Below are 17,975 nucleotides of genomic sequence, written 5' to 3'. Positions count from 1 at the left end.
GCCTCAAAACTCCAGCTTCCAGTCCCGGATGCGCTCCAGCGCATCGTGCCGGGTCAGGTCGTAGTGGATCGGCGTGACGCTGATGTAGTTCTCCCGCACCATCTCGCAATCGGTGCCCGCTTCCACTTCCATGAACACCATCTCTCCCGCCAACCAGTAATAGATGTTATTGCGCGGATCGACGCGCTTGTCGAATTTTTCAATGACACGCGACTTGCCTTGCCGGGTCACCGCCACGCCCTGTATTTGATCACGCGGCACGGCGGGAATATTGACATTCAACGACACGCCTTCCGGCAATCCTTTTTCGATCACCAGCGGATACAACTTGCGGATGAACTCCGTTGCCACGCTGAAGTCCCGGCTCTCCCAGGAGTCCAGCGACACGGCGATGGCAGGCAGGCCCATGGTCGCCGCTTCGGTGGCGGCCGAAACGGTACCGGAGTAAATGATGCTCGTGCCCATGTTGCCGCCGTGATTGACACCGGAAACCACCAGATCGGGAGGTTCCTCCAACAGCTCGGTGACGGCGATCTTCACGCAGTCCGCCGGAGTGCCGGTGACCGCGTAACCGATCAGCCCGTGTTCCTGGTCTTTCACCGCATGCGCCTTCAACGGCTGGGCCAGCGTGATGGCATGGCCGACGGCGCTCTGCTCGCTCTCCGGCGCCACGATCAGCACCTCGGTCAGCGGCGACAACTCCCGCCACATGGACTGAAGGCCGGCGGCATAAAACCCATCGTCATTGGTCAGAATAATCATAAGCAAAAAAAACAGGCGGAGCCCACGGGTTCCGCCTGCCAGCAAGCAAGAGGTCTTCTAAAGAAGCTCTTGGATGTTCAGTTGTGTTTCTCGAAATATTCCTGCGACTCTTTCGGGCCGGGCTTCATGCCGTCTTTCCCCTGGTTCCAGTTGGCCGGGCACACTTCGCCGTTCTTTTCATGAAACTGCAAGGCATCCAGCATGCGAATGGCTTCATCGATGTTGCGGCCCAAAGGCAGGTTGTTGATGAGCTGGTGCTGCACCACGCCGTCCTTGTCGATCAAAAACAAGCCGCGAAACGCGATGCCCCCTTCGGCCAGAACGTCGAAAGACGCGCTGATGTTTTTATCCAGATCCGCAACCAGCGGGTAACCGATATTGCCCAGACCGCCTTTTTTACGGTCGGTGTTGCGCCAGGCCAGATGCGAAAAATGACTGTCGATGGAAACACCCAGCACTTCGGCATTGCGCTTTTTGAAGTCGTCGATCTTGTCGCTGAACGCGATGATTTCCGTCGGGCAGACAAAGGTGAAATCCAGCGGGTAAAAGAAGAGGATCACGTATTTTCCACGGTAGTCCGAGAGTTTGATCTCCTTGAAGCTCCCATCCGGCATGACGGCTTGAGCAGTAAAATCGGGGGCTTGCTTTGCAACTAATGTCGCCATGTTTGACTCCTCTTTCTAAAAATGTTGGGTAAAAAAGATATTAATGTAGCACAAACGTTTGTGTGTCTTCAAATTCGGGCATGGGCGGATTGTAAGGACGTCCGGCGGACCCCGACCCGGCTTCAGGGCAGCACAGGGATCGCCTTGACAGGCTTTCCGGCTCCACCTAAAATGAGAAAGCTCTTGATATTGCTAGAGCCTATTGGGTTTTCTGGAATGTGGCGTCGCTTGCAAGTTTTAGATGCCCCTGCCTCTCCAAAGTTTCAAAAAATGAAATCGAACCTCGTTCAAAATAAATTGAAACTGGCCATTCTACTGACCTCCCTCGTGCTGGTCGCAGAGGTCGTTGGCGGCATCCTGGCCAACAGCCTGGCCCTGCTCGGTGACGCCGCCCACATGCTCACTGACGTCTTCTCGCTCAGCCTCAGCTGGCTGGCGCTCAAAATTGCCGATCGACCGGTCACCGATACCAAAACCTACGGCTACCACCGGATGGAGATCTTCGCCGCCCTCTTGAACGGTATCTTATTGTTTACAATGGCTTTATGGATTCTCTGGGAGGCCTTCGAGCGGTTCCAGTCGCCGCAGCCGGTGCACACGCCGACGGTCATGGCCGTGGCGCTGTTGGGGCTGGCCACCAATCTCTGCGTGGTGTATTTCCTGAAAGACTCCGTCGGCCACGGCCACCATCACGACCTCAACCTGAAAGGCGCGTTCTATCACGTGCTGGGCGACACCCTGGCCTCGGTGGCGGTGCTGCTGGGCGGCGTGGTCATGTGGTACACTCAATGGTACGTTCTGGATGTCGCCATCGCCGCGCTGATCTCCCTGATTCTCATGTGGGGCGCGCGGTCCATCATCGCCGATTCGGTCCACATCCTGCTCGAAGGGGTGCCGCGCGGCATCTCGCTGAAAGACGTGGAGCGGGAATTGACGTCGATCCCGGCGGTGGAAGACATTCACGAACTGCACGTGTGGTGCATCTGCTCGAACATCTACGCACTCAGCACGCACGCATTGGTGAACAACAGCAAAGTCACTCAGGTGGAAGATACCTTGAAGGAAATAAAAGTCTTGCTGAAAGACCGGTTCAACATCACCCACTCGACCATCCAGTTTGAGTTCAGCCCGTGCAGTGCGTCCGAAGCTTTGTGTGATATGAAACACTGAACGGTCTGCCATGAAACTCGTCTTTTTGGGAACGGGCACCTCCACCGGCGTGCCCACCGTCTGCTGCCGCTGCGAGGTCTGCCTCTCCACCGACCCGCACAACAAACGCCTGCGCGCCTCGGTGATGGTGCAGAACGACGGCTTCAACCTGTTGATCGACACCTCCACCGACCTGCGCCAGCAGTGCCTCAATAACGATATCGACCGCATCCACGCCGTGCTCTACACGCACCACCATGCCGACCATGTGCACGGCATCGACGAGCTGCGCGTCTTCAACTTTTTCCACAAAACCGTCATCCCCTGTTACGGCAACGCCATGACGCTGGAAGCCATCCGGCGCAACTTCAATTATATCTTCAACGGCCACAAGCCGATGGGCGGCGGCATCCCGCAACTCGACCCCATCGTCATCGAACCGGAACCGTTCGAACTGGGCGGCCTCACCATTCAGCCGGTGGACATCACCCACGGCAACATGACCATCCTCGGTTACCGCATCAACGACGTCGCGTATGTGACCGACTGCTCCGGCATTCCGGATGCCAGCCGCGAAAAACTGGAAGGACTGGAGGTCTTGGTGCTGAACGCACTGGGGTTCGATCCGCACCCGACGCATTTCTGCCTGGACGACGCGTTGAAGGCGATCGACATGCTGAAGCCCAAACGGGCGATCCTGACACACATCAACCACAAGTTCGACCACGCGACGGTGAACCGGGCCCTGCCGGAAAATGTGGAGTTGGCTTACGACCGGATGGAGATTGAGGCCTGATCAATCCAGGTCGAAATCGCGGAGGGGTTTGGGACTGTCCTTGTCCACGTGTTTCTGCGCTTCCTTGAACTTCTCATCGAGCAGGCGGGAGCGGTCTTTCTCGATTTCGTTCTGTTTTTTGAAAAGCGTTTCCGCTTCCTTGCGGTGCTGGTCGAGGCCCTTGACCATGTCCGACAGGGACGACATCGTCTTTTTCTTTTCCTCTTTCCAGACGACTTCCCCGGTCTTCTGGTCCACCTGCAGCTTGGCTTCGCAGCACGGACATAGAATTTCAAGTTTGTTGCTCATACAAGGCCTTTGACGTTCTACGTTTTAAATGGCTCCAACAGGAAAAGTATAGCAAAAGGCCGGGGCACTGAAAAGGGACCGGGGGATTAAAATGGCATTGGCAAGTCCCGCAGCCTTGCCTACAATGAACGGGTTTATTCACGGAGACCCTCATCCATGGCCGCCAAAGGATACTTCATCACCGCCACCGACACCGGCATCGGCAAAACCGTGGTCACAGCGGCCCTGCTCGCCCTGTTGCGCCAGCACGGGCAAAACGCGGGCTTCATCAAACCGGTCGAGACCGGCGTGGACACTCATTGCAGTTCGTCCGCCAACTCCGACGCCAAATTCCTGCTGGAGTGTTCCGGCCTCGACGAACCGTTGGAGGCCATCTGCCCGCTGCGGCTCAAAACCCCCGCCGCGCCCTACCAGTCCGCCGAGATCGAGAACATGGAAATCGATCCCGCCGCGCTGGTCGCAGCGTGCCGCAGCCTGGCGGCGCGCTACCATCCTTTGCTGGTGGAAGGTGTCGGCGGACTGCGTGTGCCCATCACGCCGCATTATCATGTGATCGACCTGATCGAGGAACTGGGTTTCCCCGTCATCCTCGTCGCCGGATTCCAGTTGGGCACGCTCAACCACACCCTGCTCAGTCTCGACGCGCTCCATGCCCGCGGTATTCCGGTCAAAGGCGTGATGTTCAGCGACCGCAAGCAGGACGGGCTGACGGATGTCGAAGCCCTGCAACCCGCCCTCGTCTCGCATCTGTCGAAAACGCCGGTGCTGGGCAGAATCCCGTTCATCGAGGACCTGTCCACCGACAGCTTCACCCCGCACCTGTTGGCGCATCTGGAACAGATGATCAACCTGCCCGCCCTGCTCGATGGCTGACACGCCTAAAACCGGCGCACCCGACCTGAACGGCGCGCGCGTGCTGGTGACGGGTGCCGGGGGATTCATCGGTTCGCACCTGATCGAAGCTCTGCTCGCCCAAAACTGCACGGTGCACGCACTGGTGCGCAGCCTTCACCGCGCACACGAACTCGACGCCGACGGCGTCCACGTCCACACGGGCGACCTGCTGGAGCCTGCCAGCTACCGCGAGTTGTTGGGCCAGGTGGACGTGGTGCTCCACGCGGCAGGCACGGTGCGGGCACGTTCTCTTTCCGATTTCAACCGCAACAACGTCAGCGCCTGCACGCATCTGTACGAAGCCTGCCTCGCACACGGCAGGCAGATCCGGTCCATCGTGCACCTCAGCAGCATCGCCGCCTCCGGTCCGTCCCCCATCGATGCGCCGATCGACGAAGCCGCTCCCTGCAATCCGGCTTCCGGCTACGGTCATTCCAAGCTGGCGGGAGAGGTGATCGCCCTCACCTTTTCGCGATTCCTGCCCATCGTCGTGCTGCGTCCACCTGTCGTGTACGGCGAACGCGATAAAAATCTGCTCGATTACATCAAGCTGATCCATAAAGGCTGGAATGTGCACATCGGTCGCAAGGAAAAAATTCTGTCGTTGATTTATATCGACGACCTGGTGCGCGCCATCCTGCTTACAGCCGCGCAACCGCCCTCCACGCACCGGGTGCTGTTCGTCACCGACGGCGAATGTTACTCGTGGGACCGGGTGGCCGAGGCGGTGATGGAGATCTTGAACGTGCGCGCGCGGCGCGTCGTCATTTCCCAAACCGCGCTCACGGCGCTGGCGTTTCTGTCGGAAACCGTTTCGAAATTCAGCAAAGAACCGCCGCTGCTCGACCGGCAGCGCGTGCGCGACATCGACCAGGGCGCGTGGACCGCATCGCCGCAACGTTTTTTTGACACGTACGGATTTCGCCCGCAGTATGATTTGCAGGAAGGGCTGACCCGCACCCTCGACTGGTACCGCAAAAATCGCTGGTTGTAATCGAAGAGGAGGCCGCATGCAATCCGATTCCCAAACCCCGCCGCTGCAACCCATCACCGAAATCGCCGCCCGCCTGGGCATCGGCGACGCCGACCTCGTGCCTTACGGCCACACCAAGGCCAAGGTGCGCCTGAGCGTGCTGGAGAAACACCCGCCGAAGGGCAAACTGATCCTCGTCTCGGCCATCACCCCCACCGCCGCCGGAGAAGGCAAGACCACGACCACCATCGGCCTGGGCCAGGGGCTGGAAAAACTGGGCCAGCGGGTGTGCCTCGCCCTGCGCGAGCCGTCGCTGGGACCGTGCCTCGGCATGAAAGGCGGCGCCACCGGCGGCGGCCAAAGCCAGGTGCATCCGGCGGACGAGATCAACCTCCACTTCACCGGCGATTTCCACGCCGTCACCGCCGCCAACAACCTGCTTTCGGCCATGCTCGACAACCGCATCTACCACGAAGGCATGAGCCAGATCGATCCGCGCCGCATCCAGTGGCGGCGCGTCATGGACATGAACGACCGCGCCCTGCGCCACATTGTGCTCGGTCTGGGCGGCGTGTTGCAGGGTGTGCCGCGCGAAGGGGGATTCGACATCACCGCCGCCTCAGAGATCATGGCCATCCTGTGCCTGGCTGAAAACTTTGACGACCTTAAAAAACGGCTGGCGCGCATTCTCGTCGCCTTCACCCACAACGACGAACCGGTGACCGCCGACTCGCTCCACGCCACCGGCGCCATGACGGCGCTTCTTAAAGACGCACTCATGCCGAACCTCGTGCAATCGACCGAAGGCGTGCCCGCGTTCATCCACGGTGGACCGTTCGCCAACATCGCCCACGGCTGCAACTCGGTGATCGCCACCAAGATGGCCATGGGGCTGGCCGACTGGGCGGTGACGGAGGCGGGATTCGGCTTCGATCTCGGCGCGGAAAAGTTTTTCGACATCAAGTGCGTGAGCGCGGGACTCGACACCGCCGCCGTGGTGCTGGTCGCCACCTGCCGCGCCCTCAAGATGCACGGCGGCGCAAAGAAGGACGAGTTGACGTCCCCCGACCCGGAACGGTTGGCGAAAGGGCTGGTCAACCTCGACCGCCACGTGGAGAACATCAAACGCTTCCGCGAGCCGCCGATCGTCTGCCTCAACCGCTTCGACACCGACACCGACGCCGAGATTCAGATCGTGCGCGAACACTGCGAAAACAAACTGAAGGTGCCATTTGCGGTGAGCGATCATTTCGCGAACGGTGGCGACGGGGCGGTGGAATTGGCCAAGGTGGTGATGCAACACGCGGAGAAAACTCCCGATCCGTTTCACCCGCTCTATGACTGGACGGAAGACATCCCAACCAAAATCTGGAAGGTGGCGCATGGCATGTACGGCGCGGAGAAGATCGAGTACAGCAAAAAAGCCCAGCGCGATCTGAAAAGCCTGGAGAAATGGGGTTACGACAAACTACCGGTGTGCATCGCCAAAACGCAGTCGTCCTTGTCCGACGATCCCAAGCTGTACGGCCGGCCTCTGGGATTCACCGTGACGGTGCGGGAGATTTTACTGTCGGCGGGCGCGGGATTCGTCATCCCGGTGACGGGCGAGATCATGCGCATGCCCGGCCTGCCAAGGAATCCGCAGGCGGAGCACATCGACGTCGTCGATGGACATATTGAGGGGATTAAATAAACGGCAAACCAACACATAGATTCTTTTCTTCGCCCAGAATGACACCGATGCAGTCCGGAAAGGCAACCCCACCCCAACCCTCCCCTTGGTAAGGGGAGGGGGCAAAGTGGTTGTCTATCTTTATCGAGAGCTTGACTCATGTCATTCTGAGAAGCCGCAGGAGGAACAGTCATTCCCGCATCCTGGCCTGTCACTCTGGAGTGCCGCAAGGGGAGAAGGAACTTTTAATACACCCTCTCCCTGGATGGGAGAGGGCTGGGGTGAGGGTGAACGATGAGATTCCCTTGTGCGGACACAGGTCTAAGCCCTAGACCGTGAACGCATGGAAGAGATTGAATGATACGTATGCCCGGAGTGGAACCACATAAAAAGAAAACAGAGATCCTTCACTTCGTTCAGGATGACAGACTTTGGTTTGGCCTGTCATTCTAAGGAGCCGCAGGTGACGCAGAATCTATGTTTTGTTTGCAAAAAGGCACATCACTCAAAATACGCGGCGCCGCTTTCCGGGGTTTCGTACACTTCCACGCGCTTGACGCGGGCGTGCTGTTTGTCGATCGACGCTTCCAATTGCTGGAACAGCCAGCGCGCGATGTTCTCCGCCGACGGGTTCTGCGTGTCGAACGGCGGCACTTCGTTGATGTTCTGGTAATCGAGTTTCGAGAGATAGTCGTCCACCCTCTTTTTCAATTCGACGAAATCGATGCCGACGCCGATCTCGTCCAGTTCCTCCGCCTCCACAGTCACGCTCGCCGTCCAGTTGTGACCGTGCAGGTTTTCGTACTGGCCGTCGTAACCGCGTAGCTGGTGCGCGGCAGAGAACCGGGTGGTGATATAGACTTCGTACATTCAGACCTCGCTCAACACGTCGTGGATGCAGTCGCGCGCCGTGGTCACCATCGACCGGATGGTTTCGGGATCGATGACCAGCGGCGGGATGAAATAAACGACGTCACCCAGGGGACGCAGGAACAGCCCGCGCTGCAACGCCTTTTTATAGATTTGATACCCCACCCTCTGCGTCATGGGGAACTTCGCCAGCGTGTCGCGATCGCGCACCAATTCGCACGCGCCGATGAGTCCCGTCTGCCGGAACTCGCCGCACCACGGCAACTCCTTTAACATTTCTCCGCATTCTTTCAGGGTGGCGATACGCTCCTTGAGCGCGTCCCAGAATCCGTCTGCGGCGAACAGCTCAAAGGTGGCGTTGGCGGCGGCGCAGGCCAGCGGGTTGGCGCTGTAACTGTGGCTGTGGATGAACAACTTGAACGTGTCGTGATCGCCGTAGAACGCCTGGTAGATGCGGTCTTCGGTGAGCGTCGCCGCCAGCGGCAGGTAACCGGAAGTGATGCCCTTCGACAGGCACAGGAACGTCGGTTTGTGGCGCAGTTGTTCGGAGACGAACAGCCCTCCGGTACGGCCGAAGCCGACCGCGACCTCATCGTAAATCGTGTGCACGCGCAGGGTCTCGCAGGTGGCTTGCAGTTTTTCCAGATACACCGGCGGGTACATCTTCATCCCCGCCGCGCCCTGCACTAAGGGCTCGACGATGACGGCGGCGATGTTCTGGTGTTCTTCCACCAGCGCCTTCTCCATGGGCTCGAAACACTCGGCCTTGCAGGTGTCCCGCGTGAGGCCGTAGGGACAGCGCAGGCAGTCGGGTCCTTCCACCTCAAGGTTGTCCATCAGCACCGGCTCGAAGCGGTTGCGGAACAGGTCGATGCCGGACACGGAGAGCGCGCCCAGCGTTTCGCCGTGGTACGCGCCTTTCAAATAGACGAAGCGCTTTTTCTCCGGCTTGCCCGTCTGCGCCCAGAATTGCAGGCTCATCTTGAGCGCCACCTCCACCGAAGTGGAACCGTTGTCGGAGAAAAAAACTTTGCTGAGATTCGGCGACGACCATTCGATCAATTTGTGCGCCAGATCGACGGCGGGCTGGTGCGTGATGCCGGCGAACATGACGTGCGCCATCTTCTGCAACTGATCGGTGATGGCCTGATTGATATGGGAATGGTTGTGGCCGAACAGGTTGACCCACCACGACGCGATGCAATCCAGGTAGCGGTTGCCTTCGCGGTCGTACAGGTGCAAGCCTTCCGCACGGTCGATCAACAACGGCGGCTCCGCTTCGTGATCCTTCATCTGCGTGCACGGATGCCAGATATAATGGAAATCGCGGATCAGGTCTTCGTCGCGTTGGGTTGTGGAGCGCGGCAGTGTCATACCAGGATATTCCTTCGCACACTATGACTCATGTGTGGCGTTCATAAAAAATCATCAAACCTCATTCACAAACCGTAACGCGCCGGATCGAACTCGGCGATCCGGTCCGGCATCTCTCCGGTCACCATCCCGGCCATGTAGTCGGCCTGATTGGGCGTCAACAGGATGCCGTTGCGGAAGTGTCCGGTGGAATAAAACAGGTTGTGGAATCGGCTGCTGGCTCCCATGACCGGCATGCGGTCCTCGGCGGCGGGACGCAGCCCCGCCCAGGTTTCGATGAGCGGCGCGTCTTTCAGGGCGGGCAGGATCACCGCTGCGCGGTCGATGATGGCTTGAATGACGTCGTCCTGAATCAACCCGTCGAAGCCCCGGTCTTCCATGGTCGAACCCAGCACCATGCCATTGCCCTGCCGCCACGGCGCGATGTAGGTGCACAGACCGTGGATGGTGTACGCCAGTGTCAGGTCATCGACATCGACGCGGCACATCTGGCCCTTGATCGGGCGCACGGGCAGGGAAACGCCGAGCACGCTGCCCAGTTGCTGCGACCAGCTTCCGGCGGCCAGCACAAACCGTTTGCCTGTCACCTCGCCTGTGTCGGTGACGGCGGCGAACAGCTCTGAGTCGTCGCGGCGGAAGCCGGTGACATTCGCCGTCTCCACCGTCACGCCGAGTTTCGCCGAAGCCGCCGCCAGCGCATCGTGCAGTTGCCGGTTGTTGACCTGCGCTTCGCCGACCCAGATGCAGGCGCCGACATGCGGCGACAGGTGCGGCAGTTTTTCACGGACGGTGGCGGGGGACCAGACGGCGTGCGGAACGTTTTCCTCTTTAAAAAATTGCAGGCGTTCGTCCCACTGCTCGCCGATGGAGTTTTCCGGCATGATGGAGCCGTCCGTGGACAGGTACACCCCGATACCGCTCACGGCGGAAACGTCCCGGATGAAATCGGGATACTTGTCCAGCGACTCGCGGCAAAAATGGAAAAAACGGTTGGCCTCCCGGCACTCGCAGAATGGGGCCAGCATGCCCGCAGCGGCGCGCGAGGCGGCCAGAGAGTGCATGGGATCGCCCAGCACCACGACGCTCCAGCCGGGGCGGGCCTGCTTTATTTTGAAGGCGATGCTGTGGCCGATGACCCCGGCGCCGACGATCACCACGTCGTTGTGCGACATCTGCGTTTATCCCTGTTCCTGATTCGGTTTCAGCGCCCATTGTATACGACTTTTCAAGGGCAGACCATAACAAGACCCCGGCGTTGTATGGATTCCGGAAAAGGGCGGCCTGAGGATGAGGCGGGAGTTTCCTTGAATTGACAGCGCGGGATGTGGTACTTTTTGAAGTGTCTCCGTATTCCTTCCCAGCTTTCCGAAACCTTCGGTTTTGAATGGTTGTGGCGGTACGGCAAGGAATTCTCATCACGATTTTTTCAGGGTGGACCATGTCAGAAAAATCCGAACAGACCGAAACACAGACCCCGAAAGCTTCCGACCGCATTGAACCGATGCTGGCTCACCTGAAGGTGGACGGCCCGCAGGTTGACTTTGACCGCATTCGTAACCACTTCAATCAATTGTGGGAGTTTGAAGACGGCGACACGCTCTCGGAGGAAGAACAGTACTTCACCACCCTCGGGCTGTTCATCTACACCTGTCACAATGCCCTCGACGATTACAACATCAACCTGATCAAGTCGCGCAAAATCATCACCGAAGCCTTGACGGCCTGGAAAGCGCCGGAAACCGATGCCCAGGTGGCGGAAGAAAAAGCTACGGACAACCCCTTCAAGGCGTTTGTGGACAACAACGCGCCGCGTATGGAGGATTACTTCAGCTGGCGGCATTTCCAGATGGAAACCAAAAAGGCGAGCGAAACGGAATGGCAGTTCAAGATGAAGGCCTGCTGGTTCCACAGCTTCTTCATCCGGTTCGGACGATCGGACTACATTGAAACCGCCTGCAACTTCGACCGCATCCCGGCGGAAGCCCGCACCGACTACGCGACCCTGAAATTGAACAATACCTTCTCGAAGCTGGGCACGTTCTGCCAGTTCCGCTACACCCCGGGCCAGGACGACTAGCCCGCGACACGGCTGCGGCCTCCCCACTTCCGGGCATCCCGGGCGGCTTCCCTCCCGGCGTCAACCCAGTATGCCTTCGACCTTGTCGATGAACATCGCCCTACAAAGGCGAGTGCCCCCATAAAAAAATGCCGGCTCCCTAAAGGGAAGCCGGCTTTTTTTTCCTGGCAAACTGCGTGTTCGAATCTGGGTTGGAATGTGCGTTCAGAAAATACGCAACAACTTGCGAAGGATCTCCTCCACCTTGCGTACCTTGACAACTCGATCCGGGGAGTCAATCTGCACTGCCGCGCCACCTCCGCAACGGCCCATGCACCGTGAGGTCCCTACCTGCCCCATCATTTCGGGATGTTGCCGAAAATGGCACTGCAAGGTACGCAACACACTTTTCGACCCCCAGGCTCTGCAGCCCGGCCCTTGGCAAACCTTTATCGATTTATCCCGACTCATCATGGGAAGACCGCCTCCCTCAATCAAAGATTTTGAAATTCATTATCAAATTCACTCCTTTATTATTAACGGAATTGAGAACGAATGTCAACAAGATCCCAACATTTTTTCAACATAATTATAAAGTCATTTAAATATAATAACTTACGAGGGTCCATGGGGGCGTAATCAGGGCCTCAAATGGGGGTTGGAGTTGGTTTGGGACGACTCTATACGGAGGGGAAGTCTATAAAAGGAGGCAATGAAAAAGCGCCCGGAGAGTACTCTCCGGACGCCGTAATTCATACAAGTCTGACTGTTGTGTGAGGAGGGACCTTTGTGAGAAATGCCTATTCCGTTTTCATGTGCTCGGTCAGGTAGTTCTGAATGCCCACATCCTGGATGCGCTGGAACTGAGTTTCCAGCCAGTCGCAACCTTCTTCCGACTCCACGAGAATGCCGTCCAGGATTTCCTTGGTGCCGAAGTCGTTTTTGTCCAGGCACAGCCGGATGTGTTTTTTCAGGTTGTCCACGTGTTTCTTCTCATACTTATACTCACTTTGCAGTTGCTCCTCGCAGTTCTTGCCCACAGGAACTTCATCATAGCGGGCCATGTTGGGGGCGCCTTCCAGATACAAAATGCGATCGATCAATTGAGCGGCGTGCTTCATTTCGCTCATCGACTCTGCCTTGCTGTGCTCGGCCAGTTTTTCGTACCCCCAGTTTTCCTGCATCTTGTAATGCAGGTAGTAAATGTTGATTGCGGTCAGTTCCGCAGTCAGGAGTTCATTGAGTGCGTCGATGACTTTTTTATCACCTTTCATGATCGCTCTCCTTCAACGTTTAAGGTTTAAAATGTGGTTCCTTCGGTTCGGGTCAGAACTTCCGCTCCATCCTCGGTGACCAGAATGGTGTGTTCGAATTGTGCAGACAGCGAGCCGTCCAACGTGACCGCGGTCCAGTTGTCATCCAGGATCCGCAGTTGGCGGCCGCCCATGTTGACCATGGGCTCGATGGTGAACGTCATTCCCTGCTTCAACTCCATGCCCTGTCCAAACTGGCCGAAGTGAAGCACCTGGGGTTCATCGTGAAATTTGATGCCGATTCCGTGTCCGCAAAACTCGCGCACCACGGAATAGCCCTGCTTCTCAACATACTGTTGAATGGTGGCGCCGATATCACCCAGCCGCGCACCTGGCTTCACCACGTCGATGGCCTTGTGCAGGGCGATCTTGGTGGCCTCGGTCAGCTTGGCCGCGTTTTTCCGGGGCGATCCGACAAAAAACGTCTTGTTGGTGTCGCCATGATACTTGTCCACAATGGTGGTGATGTCGAGATTGACCAGGTCCCCATTGCGCAGCTTGCGGTCGGAGGGGATGCCGTGACACACCTCATCGTTGACCGATGTGCAGATGCTCTTCGGGAATCCCCGGTAGTTCAGAGGTGCCGGGATCGCTCCCTTCTTGATGATGTAGTCGTGACAGATCCGATTGAGCTCGTCCGTCGTCACGCCGGGCTTGATGTACGGTTCGATCATCACCAACACTTCGGCGGCGAGTTGCCCGGTCACCCGCATCTTTTCGATTTCTTCATCCGTTTTAATGGAGACCATGTGTGTATCCAAACTCCTTTAAGGCGCGGACGTCATCGCGCCAGCGCTCTTTCACTTTAACGAATAGATTGAGGAATACCTTGTTGCCGAGCCGCCGCTCGATTTCTTCACGCGAGTGGGTGCCGATCTTCTTGAGCAAAGTCCCCCCACTGCCAATGACGATCTTCTTTTGAGATGCTTTTTCTACGAAAATGGTTGCATCAATCACCAACATTCCGCGTTTTCCTTCCCGCAGGCTCTCCACCAGCACCGCCACCGCATAGGGAATTTCCATTGCAGTCAGCTTGAACACTTTTTCGCGAATGATTTCCATTATCAGAAATTCCTCCGGCGCGTCGGTGATCATGTCTTCCGGGAAATAGCGCGGGCCTTTTGGCAGGTGTTTGAGCAGCACCTGCTCCAGCAGTTTCAGTCCATCCGACTTCAATGCCGAAATGGGCACGGTTTCGATGAACGTCTCCTTCGCGTTCACCGCGCCCGTCAATTCCAGAATGCGCGCCTTCGGGATCAGGTCGATCTTGTTGATCACGAGAATTTTCGGCGTGCGCGACTGCTGCATCGATTCCAGCACAAACGCGTCCTCGTCGCCGAACCCCTGGCGGGCGTCGATCATGAACAGGATCAGGTCCACATCGCCGTAGGTGCTGAGCGAGGTTTTGACCATCACTTCGTTCAGCTTGCGCGTGCTTTTGTGGATGCCTGGCGTGTCCATCAGGATGATCTGCCCGCCCTCCAGATGGCAGATGCCGGTGATTTTGTTGCGCGTGGTCTGGGGCCGCCACGACATGGCGGCGATCTTTTCGCGAACCAGCCGGTTCAGCAGCGTCGATTTGCCGACGTTGGGCTTGCCGATCAGGCTCACATAACCGGACTTGAATCCTGGGTCGTTGGTGGTGATGTTGTGGTCACTCCTTGAGAAAATGCGGGCTATACGCCGAAAACGTTAGATTGTATTATAGGTGAAACCAGAAACCAAGTCGTTAAAGTAATGGACCCGATCGGCCTCTACATTCACATTCCTTATTGCCTGCACAAATGCGGCTACTGCGATTTCAACTCGCATCCGGAAAATGCGGCGGAGCGGGAGGTGTATGTGCCGACCCTGATCGATGAAATACGGCATTACGCGCCCCGGTTGCAAGGCCGCCGGGTGGGCACGATTTTCTTCGGCGGCGGCACCCCCACCACCCTGCCGGCGGGCGATCAGATCCGCATCCTCAAAGCCTGCAAACGCCATTTCGAGGTGATGGACGACGCCGAGATCACCACCGAAGCCAACCCCTCTACCGTCGAAACGGAAAATCTCAAATGCCTGCGTGCCGCCGGCATCAACCGCCTCAGCGTCGGCGTGCAATCGTTCGACGCGGACGAGTTGAAAGCTCTCGACCGCGTCCACAGTGTCGAAGAGATCCACCAGACGGTCGAACGGGCGCGCACCGCCGGATTCGACAACCTGTCGCTCGACCTCATGTTCGCCCTGCCGGGGCAGACGCGGGAACGCTGGCAGGACAATCTGGAACAAGCCATCGCCAAGAATCCGGAACACCTGTCCACCTACAACCTGACCATCGAGCCGGGCACGGCCTTCCACAAACTGCACGAAGCGGGGCAACTGACCCTGCCGGAGGACGACTTTCAGCTGGAATTGTACCAATACACCATCGAACGGTTGCAGCAGGCGGGCTACGACCATTACGAGATATCCAACTTCGCCCGCCCCGGCCGCGAAAGCCGCCACAATATCATTTACTGGGAGAATGGCGACACCCTCGGCCTCGGCGCAGGCGCCTCGTCCTACCTGGACGGCGTGCGCTTCAAAAATTTCAACACACCGGCTCATTACATCGACCGTGTCAAAACAGACGGTCACGCCGTGCAGACCGAAGAAACCCTCGACGCCCGCCGCGCCATGGGCGAAACGCTGATGCTCGGCCTGCGCTTGAAGCGCGGCGTCAGCATCCCGAAGTTCGAACGGCGCTTCGACGTGCCGTTCAGCCGGGTGTACGGCCCGGTCCTCGAACGCCTGCTGAAACAAGATCTCATTTTGATGCAGGGCGATCGCCTGGCCTTGTCGCCCCGGGGCCTGTTTCTCGCCGACTCGGTCATTCTCGAATTCATCGAATGAACCATTCCAATACAACAACTGAGTTTTAAGGATGGATGCTCCGGACAATATTGAGTCAAAAGAGTTTTTTAATGAATTGAATAAGGTTTGCTACAGGAATTTAAAATGAAAAAATTTGTATTAGTTTTTGCAATAGTTGGTTTTCTTTTAGCTATAGTATTTTCTCTATTCCACTTTGCGGCTTTAAACTCTGCCCCCTTGGGAGGGTTTGGGTTTATTTTGTATATTTTTTTCTTTCCAGCCTCTATGGGTTCTATAGGAGCCTCTTCAGAAGATTCAATTGTTTTTTTAATACTTTTCTCTGCCTTCCTTAATTCTATTTATTATTCCATATTGGGTTCTTTATTGTGGTATGGATTGAATAAAAGCCGACCGGTATTTTTTGTATCTATTACCGCATTTATCATAGCCTGGGGAGCAATAATAATCGCATTTATCTAATAATATATACAGTGATTGTATTTCCCTGACAGTGACCTAAGTTCGGAAAGGAAGGCAACATGAACGAAAACGCCGCCAAAGCGTTCGGAGAGCTGGTCGCCATCGTCGATCGGTTGATGGGAGAAAACGGTTGTCCGTGGGACCGGGTGCAGACCCGCGAGTCGCTGAAACCTTATCTCGTCGAGGAAACCTACGAAGCGCTGGAAGCGCTCGACCAGAACGATCCGGAAAAAATCAAGGACGAGCTGGGCGACCTGCTGTACCAGATTCTGTTTCACGCCAAGATCTCCGAGTTGCAGAAGGAATTCGACATCAAGGACGTGGTCCACAACATCGCCGAGAAAATGGTGCGGCGGCACCCACACGTCTTCAAGGAAGGCGCACTGCACACGCCGGATCAGGTGGTCGATCAATGGGAACAGATCAAGAAAACGGAGAAAGCCAGCCGCGATCACCAGTCGGTGCTGGACGGCGTGCCGCTGCACTTGCCCGGACTCAAACGCGCGCAGAAATTACAGAAGAAGGCCGCCAAGCACGGTTTCGACTGGGACCGGATCGATGAGGTGTTCGCCAAGCTGGATGAGGAGATCGCCGAGTTCAAGGAAGCGGTACGGGACGGCAACGCGGCGCACGTGGAAAGCGAATTGGGCGACATTCTATTCGTGCTGGCCAACGTCGCCCGCTTTAAGAAACTCGATGCCGAAGAAGCCCTCAGGCAAACCAACAACAAGTTCGTGAAACGCTTTCATCACATTGAGGAACAGGTGGAAAAGCAAGGCAAGACGCTGAAGGACACGCCTCTCGAAGAAATGGAACGCTACTGGCAGGAATCGAAAAAGAAATCGTAGCCCATCCATCCCCTCCCCTTCTTAACCTTAAAGATGCTCGCCCATCAGGATGAACGGGGCGATGGCGCCGGCGATGTGCCACAGTGAGCAGGCGACGATCCAAGCCAGGTGGCAGAACATGGGCAGCGCGTGCGGTGCCAGGTTGCGCGTGTCGCCCGCACGGTGCACCCCCCATGCGACGTTGCCGATCAAAGACACAATGCCCAGCGCCACCCACAGCATCACCGTGCCTTCATTGGCGAACACCACCGTGATGTGCGGCCAGTGCGCCACCGGCGCGATGGTTTCCAGATGCTGGTTGAGCAGCGCCAGCCCGGAAATCACCATCACGTTGTACCCGGCGGTGACGATCAACAGCAGCACATAGGCCCAGCAATTACCCGGAGTGAGTTTCATAACCACCTCGTTTTATAAAGTTGGCAGGGACCGGCAGGGCCCACGCCTTAAAACCTTAGATGCCCCATTCATCAAAACGTCTCCACTTTAATGGGCTGCCCCTCACTTTTTGCGATCCGGCACGCGCACGGCTTTCCCGGCCCATTCCACCAACGTATCGGCGTTTTCCAGTACCTCGGTAGGAACTTCGTAATACGATTTGAGCGTCTGCCCCCGCCGGGGTTGGAACGGTTGCATGCCCTGTTCGGTGTACTGCGGACGCGACGCCTCATCGGTGTTTAAATAGAGCACGCCCTCGTAAACGATGCCGAAAAACACGTCGTCGCGGTACAAACCATGACCGCCGAACATGGCCCGGCCGCGCACCGGCCCCAGGCCCTGCAACTGCTCCAACACAAAATCGATGTAGGAGGGGTTTTCCATGTGCAACTCGAAGTAAGAAGACTGAATGGGATCGATGGACGCGTCAGCCGGTTCCATCATAACCCAACCGGCTTAACGTTCCGGAATTTTCCGGTGTATGAGAAAAACACCGACTGCTCATTTCGGGTTGATCGCAGTGAGACCGGTTGACTCCCGGCATCCACGCAGGCTCCCTCTCACC

At 57.3% G+C, this 17,975-nt stretch carries 20 protein-coding genes; 9 read left to right on the top strand and 11 right to left on the bottom strand.

Annotated features, from left to right (window positions below; genetic code table 11):
* Window positions 1-3: 3 nt before the first annotated feature.
* Entirely contained in the window at window positions 4-762 is a 759-nt protein-coding gene (surE, locus tag QML71_RS05115) for a 5'/3'-nucleotidase SurE (protein WP_282010832.1), read from the bottom strand.
* 77 nt (window positions 763-839) lie between these two features.
* Window positions 840-1,427 (bottom strand): peroxiredoxin, encoded by a 588-nt coding sequence (locus QML71_RS05110; RefSeq protein WP_282010831.1) that lies wholly within the window; start codon window positions 1,425-1,427, stop codon window positions 840-842.
* A 270-nt stretch (window positions 1,428-1,697) separates the two neighbouring features.
* Between QML71_RS05110 and QML71_RS05105 the strand changes: the two genes are divergently transcribed.
* Window positions 1,698-2,597, top strand: coding sequence for a cation diffusion facilitator family transporter (locus tag QML71_RS05105; protein ID WP_282010830.1), 900 nt, complete (start codon window positions 1,698-1,700; stop codon window positions 2,595-2,597).
* Window positions 2,598-2,607: 10 nt separating this feature from the next.
* Window positions 2,608-3,372: an MBL fold metallo-hydrolase gene (locus QML71_RS05100; protein ID WP_282010829.1), complete on the top strand. Its 765-nt coding sequence runs from the start codon at window positions 2,608-2,610 to the stop codon at window positions 3,370-3,372.
* On the opposite strand, the gene QML71_RS05095 is transcribed toward QML71_RS05100, so the two are convergent.
* On the bottom strand, window positions 3,373-3,660 hold the full coding sequence (locus QML71_RS05095; protein WP_282010828.1) for a 2-nitropropane dioxygenase: 288 nt from the start codon (window positions 3,658-3,660) through the stop codon (window positions 3,373-3,375).
* A gap of 156 nt (window positions 3,661-3,816) precedes the next feature.
* Here QML71_RS05095 and bioD point away from each other — a divergent pair, with 156 nt between their 5' ends.
* The 3 genes from bioD to QML71_RS05080 are packed head-to-tail and all read left to right on the top strand — an operon-like array spanning window position 3,817 to window position 7,220.
* Window positions 3,817-4,533 (top strand): dethiobiotin synthase, encoded by a 717-nt coding sequence (gene bioD / locus QML71_RS05090; protein WP_282010827.1) that lies wholly within the window; start codon window positions 3,817-3,819, stop codon window positions 4,531-4,533.
* A complete protein-coding gene (locus QML71_RS05085) occupies window positions 4,526-5,548 on the top strand; it encodes an NAD-dependent epimerase/dehydratase family protein (protein ID WP_282010826.1) in 1,023 nt (340 codons plus the stop codon). Before bioD ends, QML71_RS05085 begins: the two co-directional genes overlap by 8 nt.
* A gap of 16 nt (window positions 5,549-5,564) precedes the next feature.
* The gene (locus tag QML71_RS05080; RefSeq protein ID WP_282010825.1) at window positions 5,565-7,220 is read left to right on the top strand and encodes a formate--tetrahydrofolate ligase; all 1,656 of its coding nucleotides are present in this window, start codon (window positions 5,565-5,567) and stop codon (window positions 7,218-7,220) included.
* 480 nt (window positions 7,221-7,700) lie between these two features.
* On the opposite strand, the gene QML71_RS05075 is transcribed toward QML71_RS05080, so the two are convergent.
* From QML71_RS05075 to thiO, 3 genes are all read right to left on the bottom strand, one after another.
* Entirely contained in the window at window positions 7,701-8,069 is a 369-nt protein-coding gene (locus QML71_RS05075) for a 6-pyruvoyl trahydropterin synthase family protein (RefSeq protein ID WP_282010824.1), read from the bottom strand.
* A complete protein-coding gene (gene bioA / locus QML71_RS05070; protein ID WP_282010823.1) occupies window positions 8,070-9,443 on the bottom strand; it encodes an adenosylmethionine--8-amino-7-oxononanoate transaminase in 1,374 nt (457 codons plus the stop codon).
* A 65-nt stretch (window positions 9,444-9,508) separates the two neighbouring features.
* Window positions 9,509-10,615 carry a glycine oxidase ThiO gene (gene thiO / locus QML71_RS05065; protein WP_282010822.1) on the bottom strand — a complete coding sequence of 369 codons (1,107 nt, stop codon included), beginning with the start codon at window positions 10,613-10,615 and terminating at the stop codon, window positions 9,509-9,511.
* A gap of 266 nt (window positions 10,616-10,881) precedes the next feature.
* On the opposite strand from thiO, the gene QML71_RS05060 reads away from it, so the two are divergent.
* Entirely contained in the window at window positions 10,882-11,520 is a 639-nt protein-coding gene (locus tag QML71_RS05060; protein ID WP_282010821.1) for an L-2-amino-thiazoline-4-carboxylic acid hydrolase, read from the top strand.
* Between the two features lie 779 nt (window positions 11,521-12,299).
* On the opposite strand, the gene bfr is transcribed toward QML71_RS05060, so the two are convergent.
* The 3 genes from bfr to era are packed head-to-tail and all read right to left on the bottom strand — an operon-like array spanning window position 12,300 to window position 14,459.
* Entirely contained in the window at window positions 12,300-12,773 is a 474-nt protein-coding gene (bfr, locus tag QML71_RS05055; RefSeq protein ID WP_282010820.1) for a bacterioferritin, read from the bottom strand.
* Window positions 12,774-12,799: 26 nt separating this feature from the next.
* Complete coding sequence (gene map, locus QML71_RS05050) at window positions 12,800-13,561, bottom strand: type I methionyl aminopeptidase (RefSeq protein ID WP_282010819.1); 762 nt, start codon at window positions 13,559-13,561, stop codon at window positions 12,800-12,802.
* Window positions 13,548-14,459: a GTPase Era gene (era, locus tag QML71_RS05045; RefSeq protein ID WP_282012577.1), complete on the bottom strand. Its 912-nt coding sequence runs from the start codon at window positions 14,457-14,459 to the stop codon at window positions 13,548-13,550. The genes map and era overlap by 14 nt, the downstream gene beginning before the upstream one ends.
* A gap of 90 nt (window positions 14,460-14,549) precedes the next feature.
* Here era and hemW point away from each other — a divergent pair, with 90 nt between their 5' ends.
* The 3 genes from hemW (at window position 14,550) to mazG (ending at window position 16,975) form a co-directional block, all read left to right on the top strand.
* Window positions 14,550-15,686 (top strand): radical SAM family heme chaperone HemW, encoded by a 1,137-nt coding sequence (hemW, locus tag QML71_RS05040; RefSeq protein ID WP_282010818.1) that lies wholly within the window; start codon window positions 14,550-14,552, stop codon window positions 15,684-15,686.
* A gap of 105 nt (window positions 15,687-15,791) precedes the next feature.
* Window positions 15,792-16,127, top strand: a complete 336-nt coding sequence (locus tag QML71_RS05035; RefSeq protein WP_282010817.1) for a hypothetical protein — start codon at window positions 15,792-15,794, stop codon at window positions 16,125-16,127.
* Window positions 16,128-16,186: 59 nt separating this feature from the next.
* The gene (gene mazG / locus QML71_RS05030) at window positions 16,187-16,975 is read left to right on the top strand and encodes a nucleoside triphosphate pyrophosphohydrolase (protein ID WP_282010816.1); all 789 of its coding nucleotides are present in this window, start codon (window positions 16,187-16,189) and stop codon (window positions 16,973-16,975) included.
* 27 nt (window positions 16,976-17,002) lie between these two features.
* Here the strand turns inward: mazG and QML71_RS05025 are convergent, their stop codons facing one another.
* Together QML71_RS05025 and QML71_RS05020 are read right to left on the bottom strand one after the other, a co-directional pair.
* The gene (locus QML71_RS05025) at window positions 17,003-17,371 is read right to left on the bottom strand and encodes a hypothetical protein (protein ID WP_282010815.1); all 369 of its coding nucleotides are present in this window, start codon (window positions 17,369-17,371) and stop codon (window positions 17,003-17,005) included.
* A gap of 102 nt (window positions 17,372-17,473) precedes the next feature.
* Window positions 17,474-17,854, bottom strand: a complete 381-nt coding sequence (locus tag QML71_RS05020) for a TfoX/Sxy family protein (protein WP_282010814.1) — start codon at window positions 17,852-17,854, stop codon at window positions 17,474-17,476.
* Window positions 17,855-17,975 lie beyond the last annotated feature (121 nt).

The sequence above is a fragment of the Nitrospina watsonii genome, from assembly GCF_946900835.1.
In the GTDB taxonomy this organism is placed as follows: Bacteria; Nitrospinota; Nitrospinia; order Nitrospinales; family Nitrospinaceae; genus Nitrospina; species Nitrospina watsonii.
The sequence above is the reverse complement of the archived record's forward strand: the minus strand, read 5'-3'. Positions and strand labels throughout refer to the sequence as shown.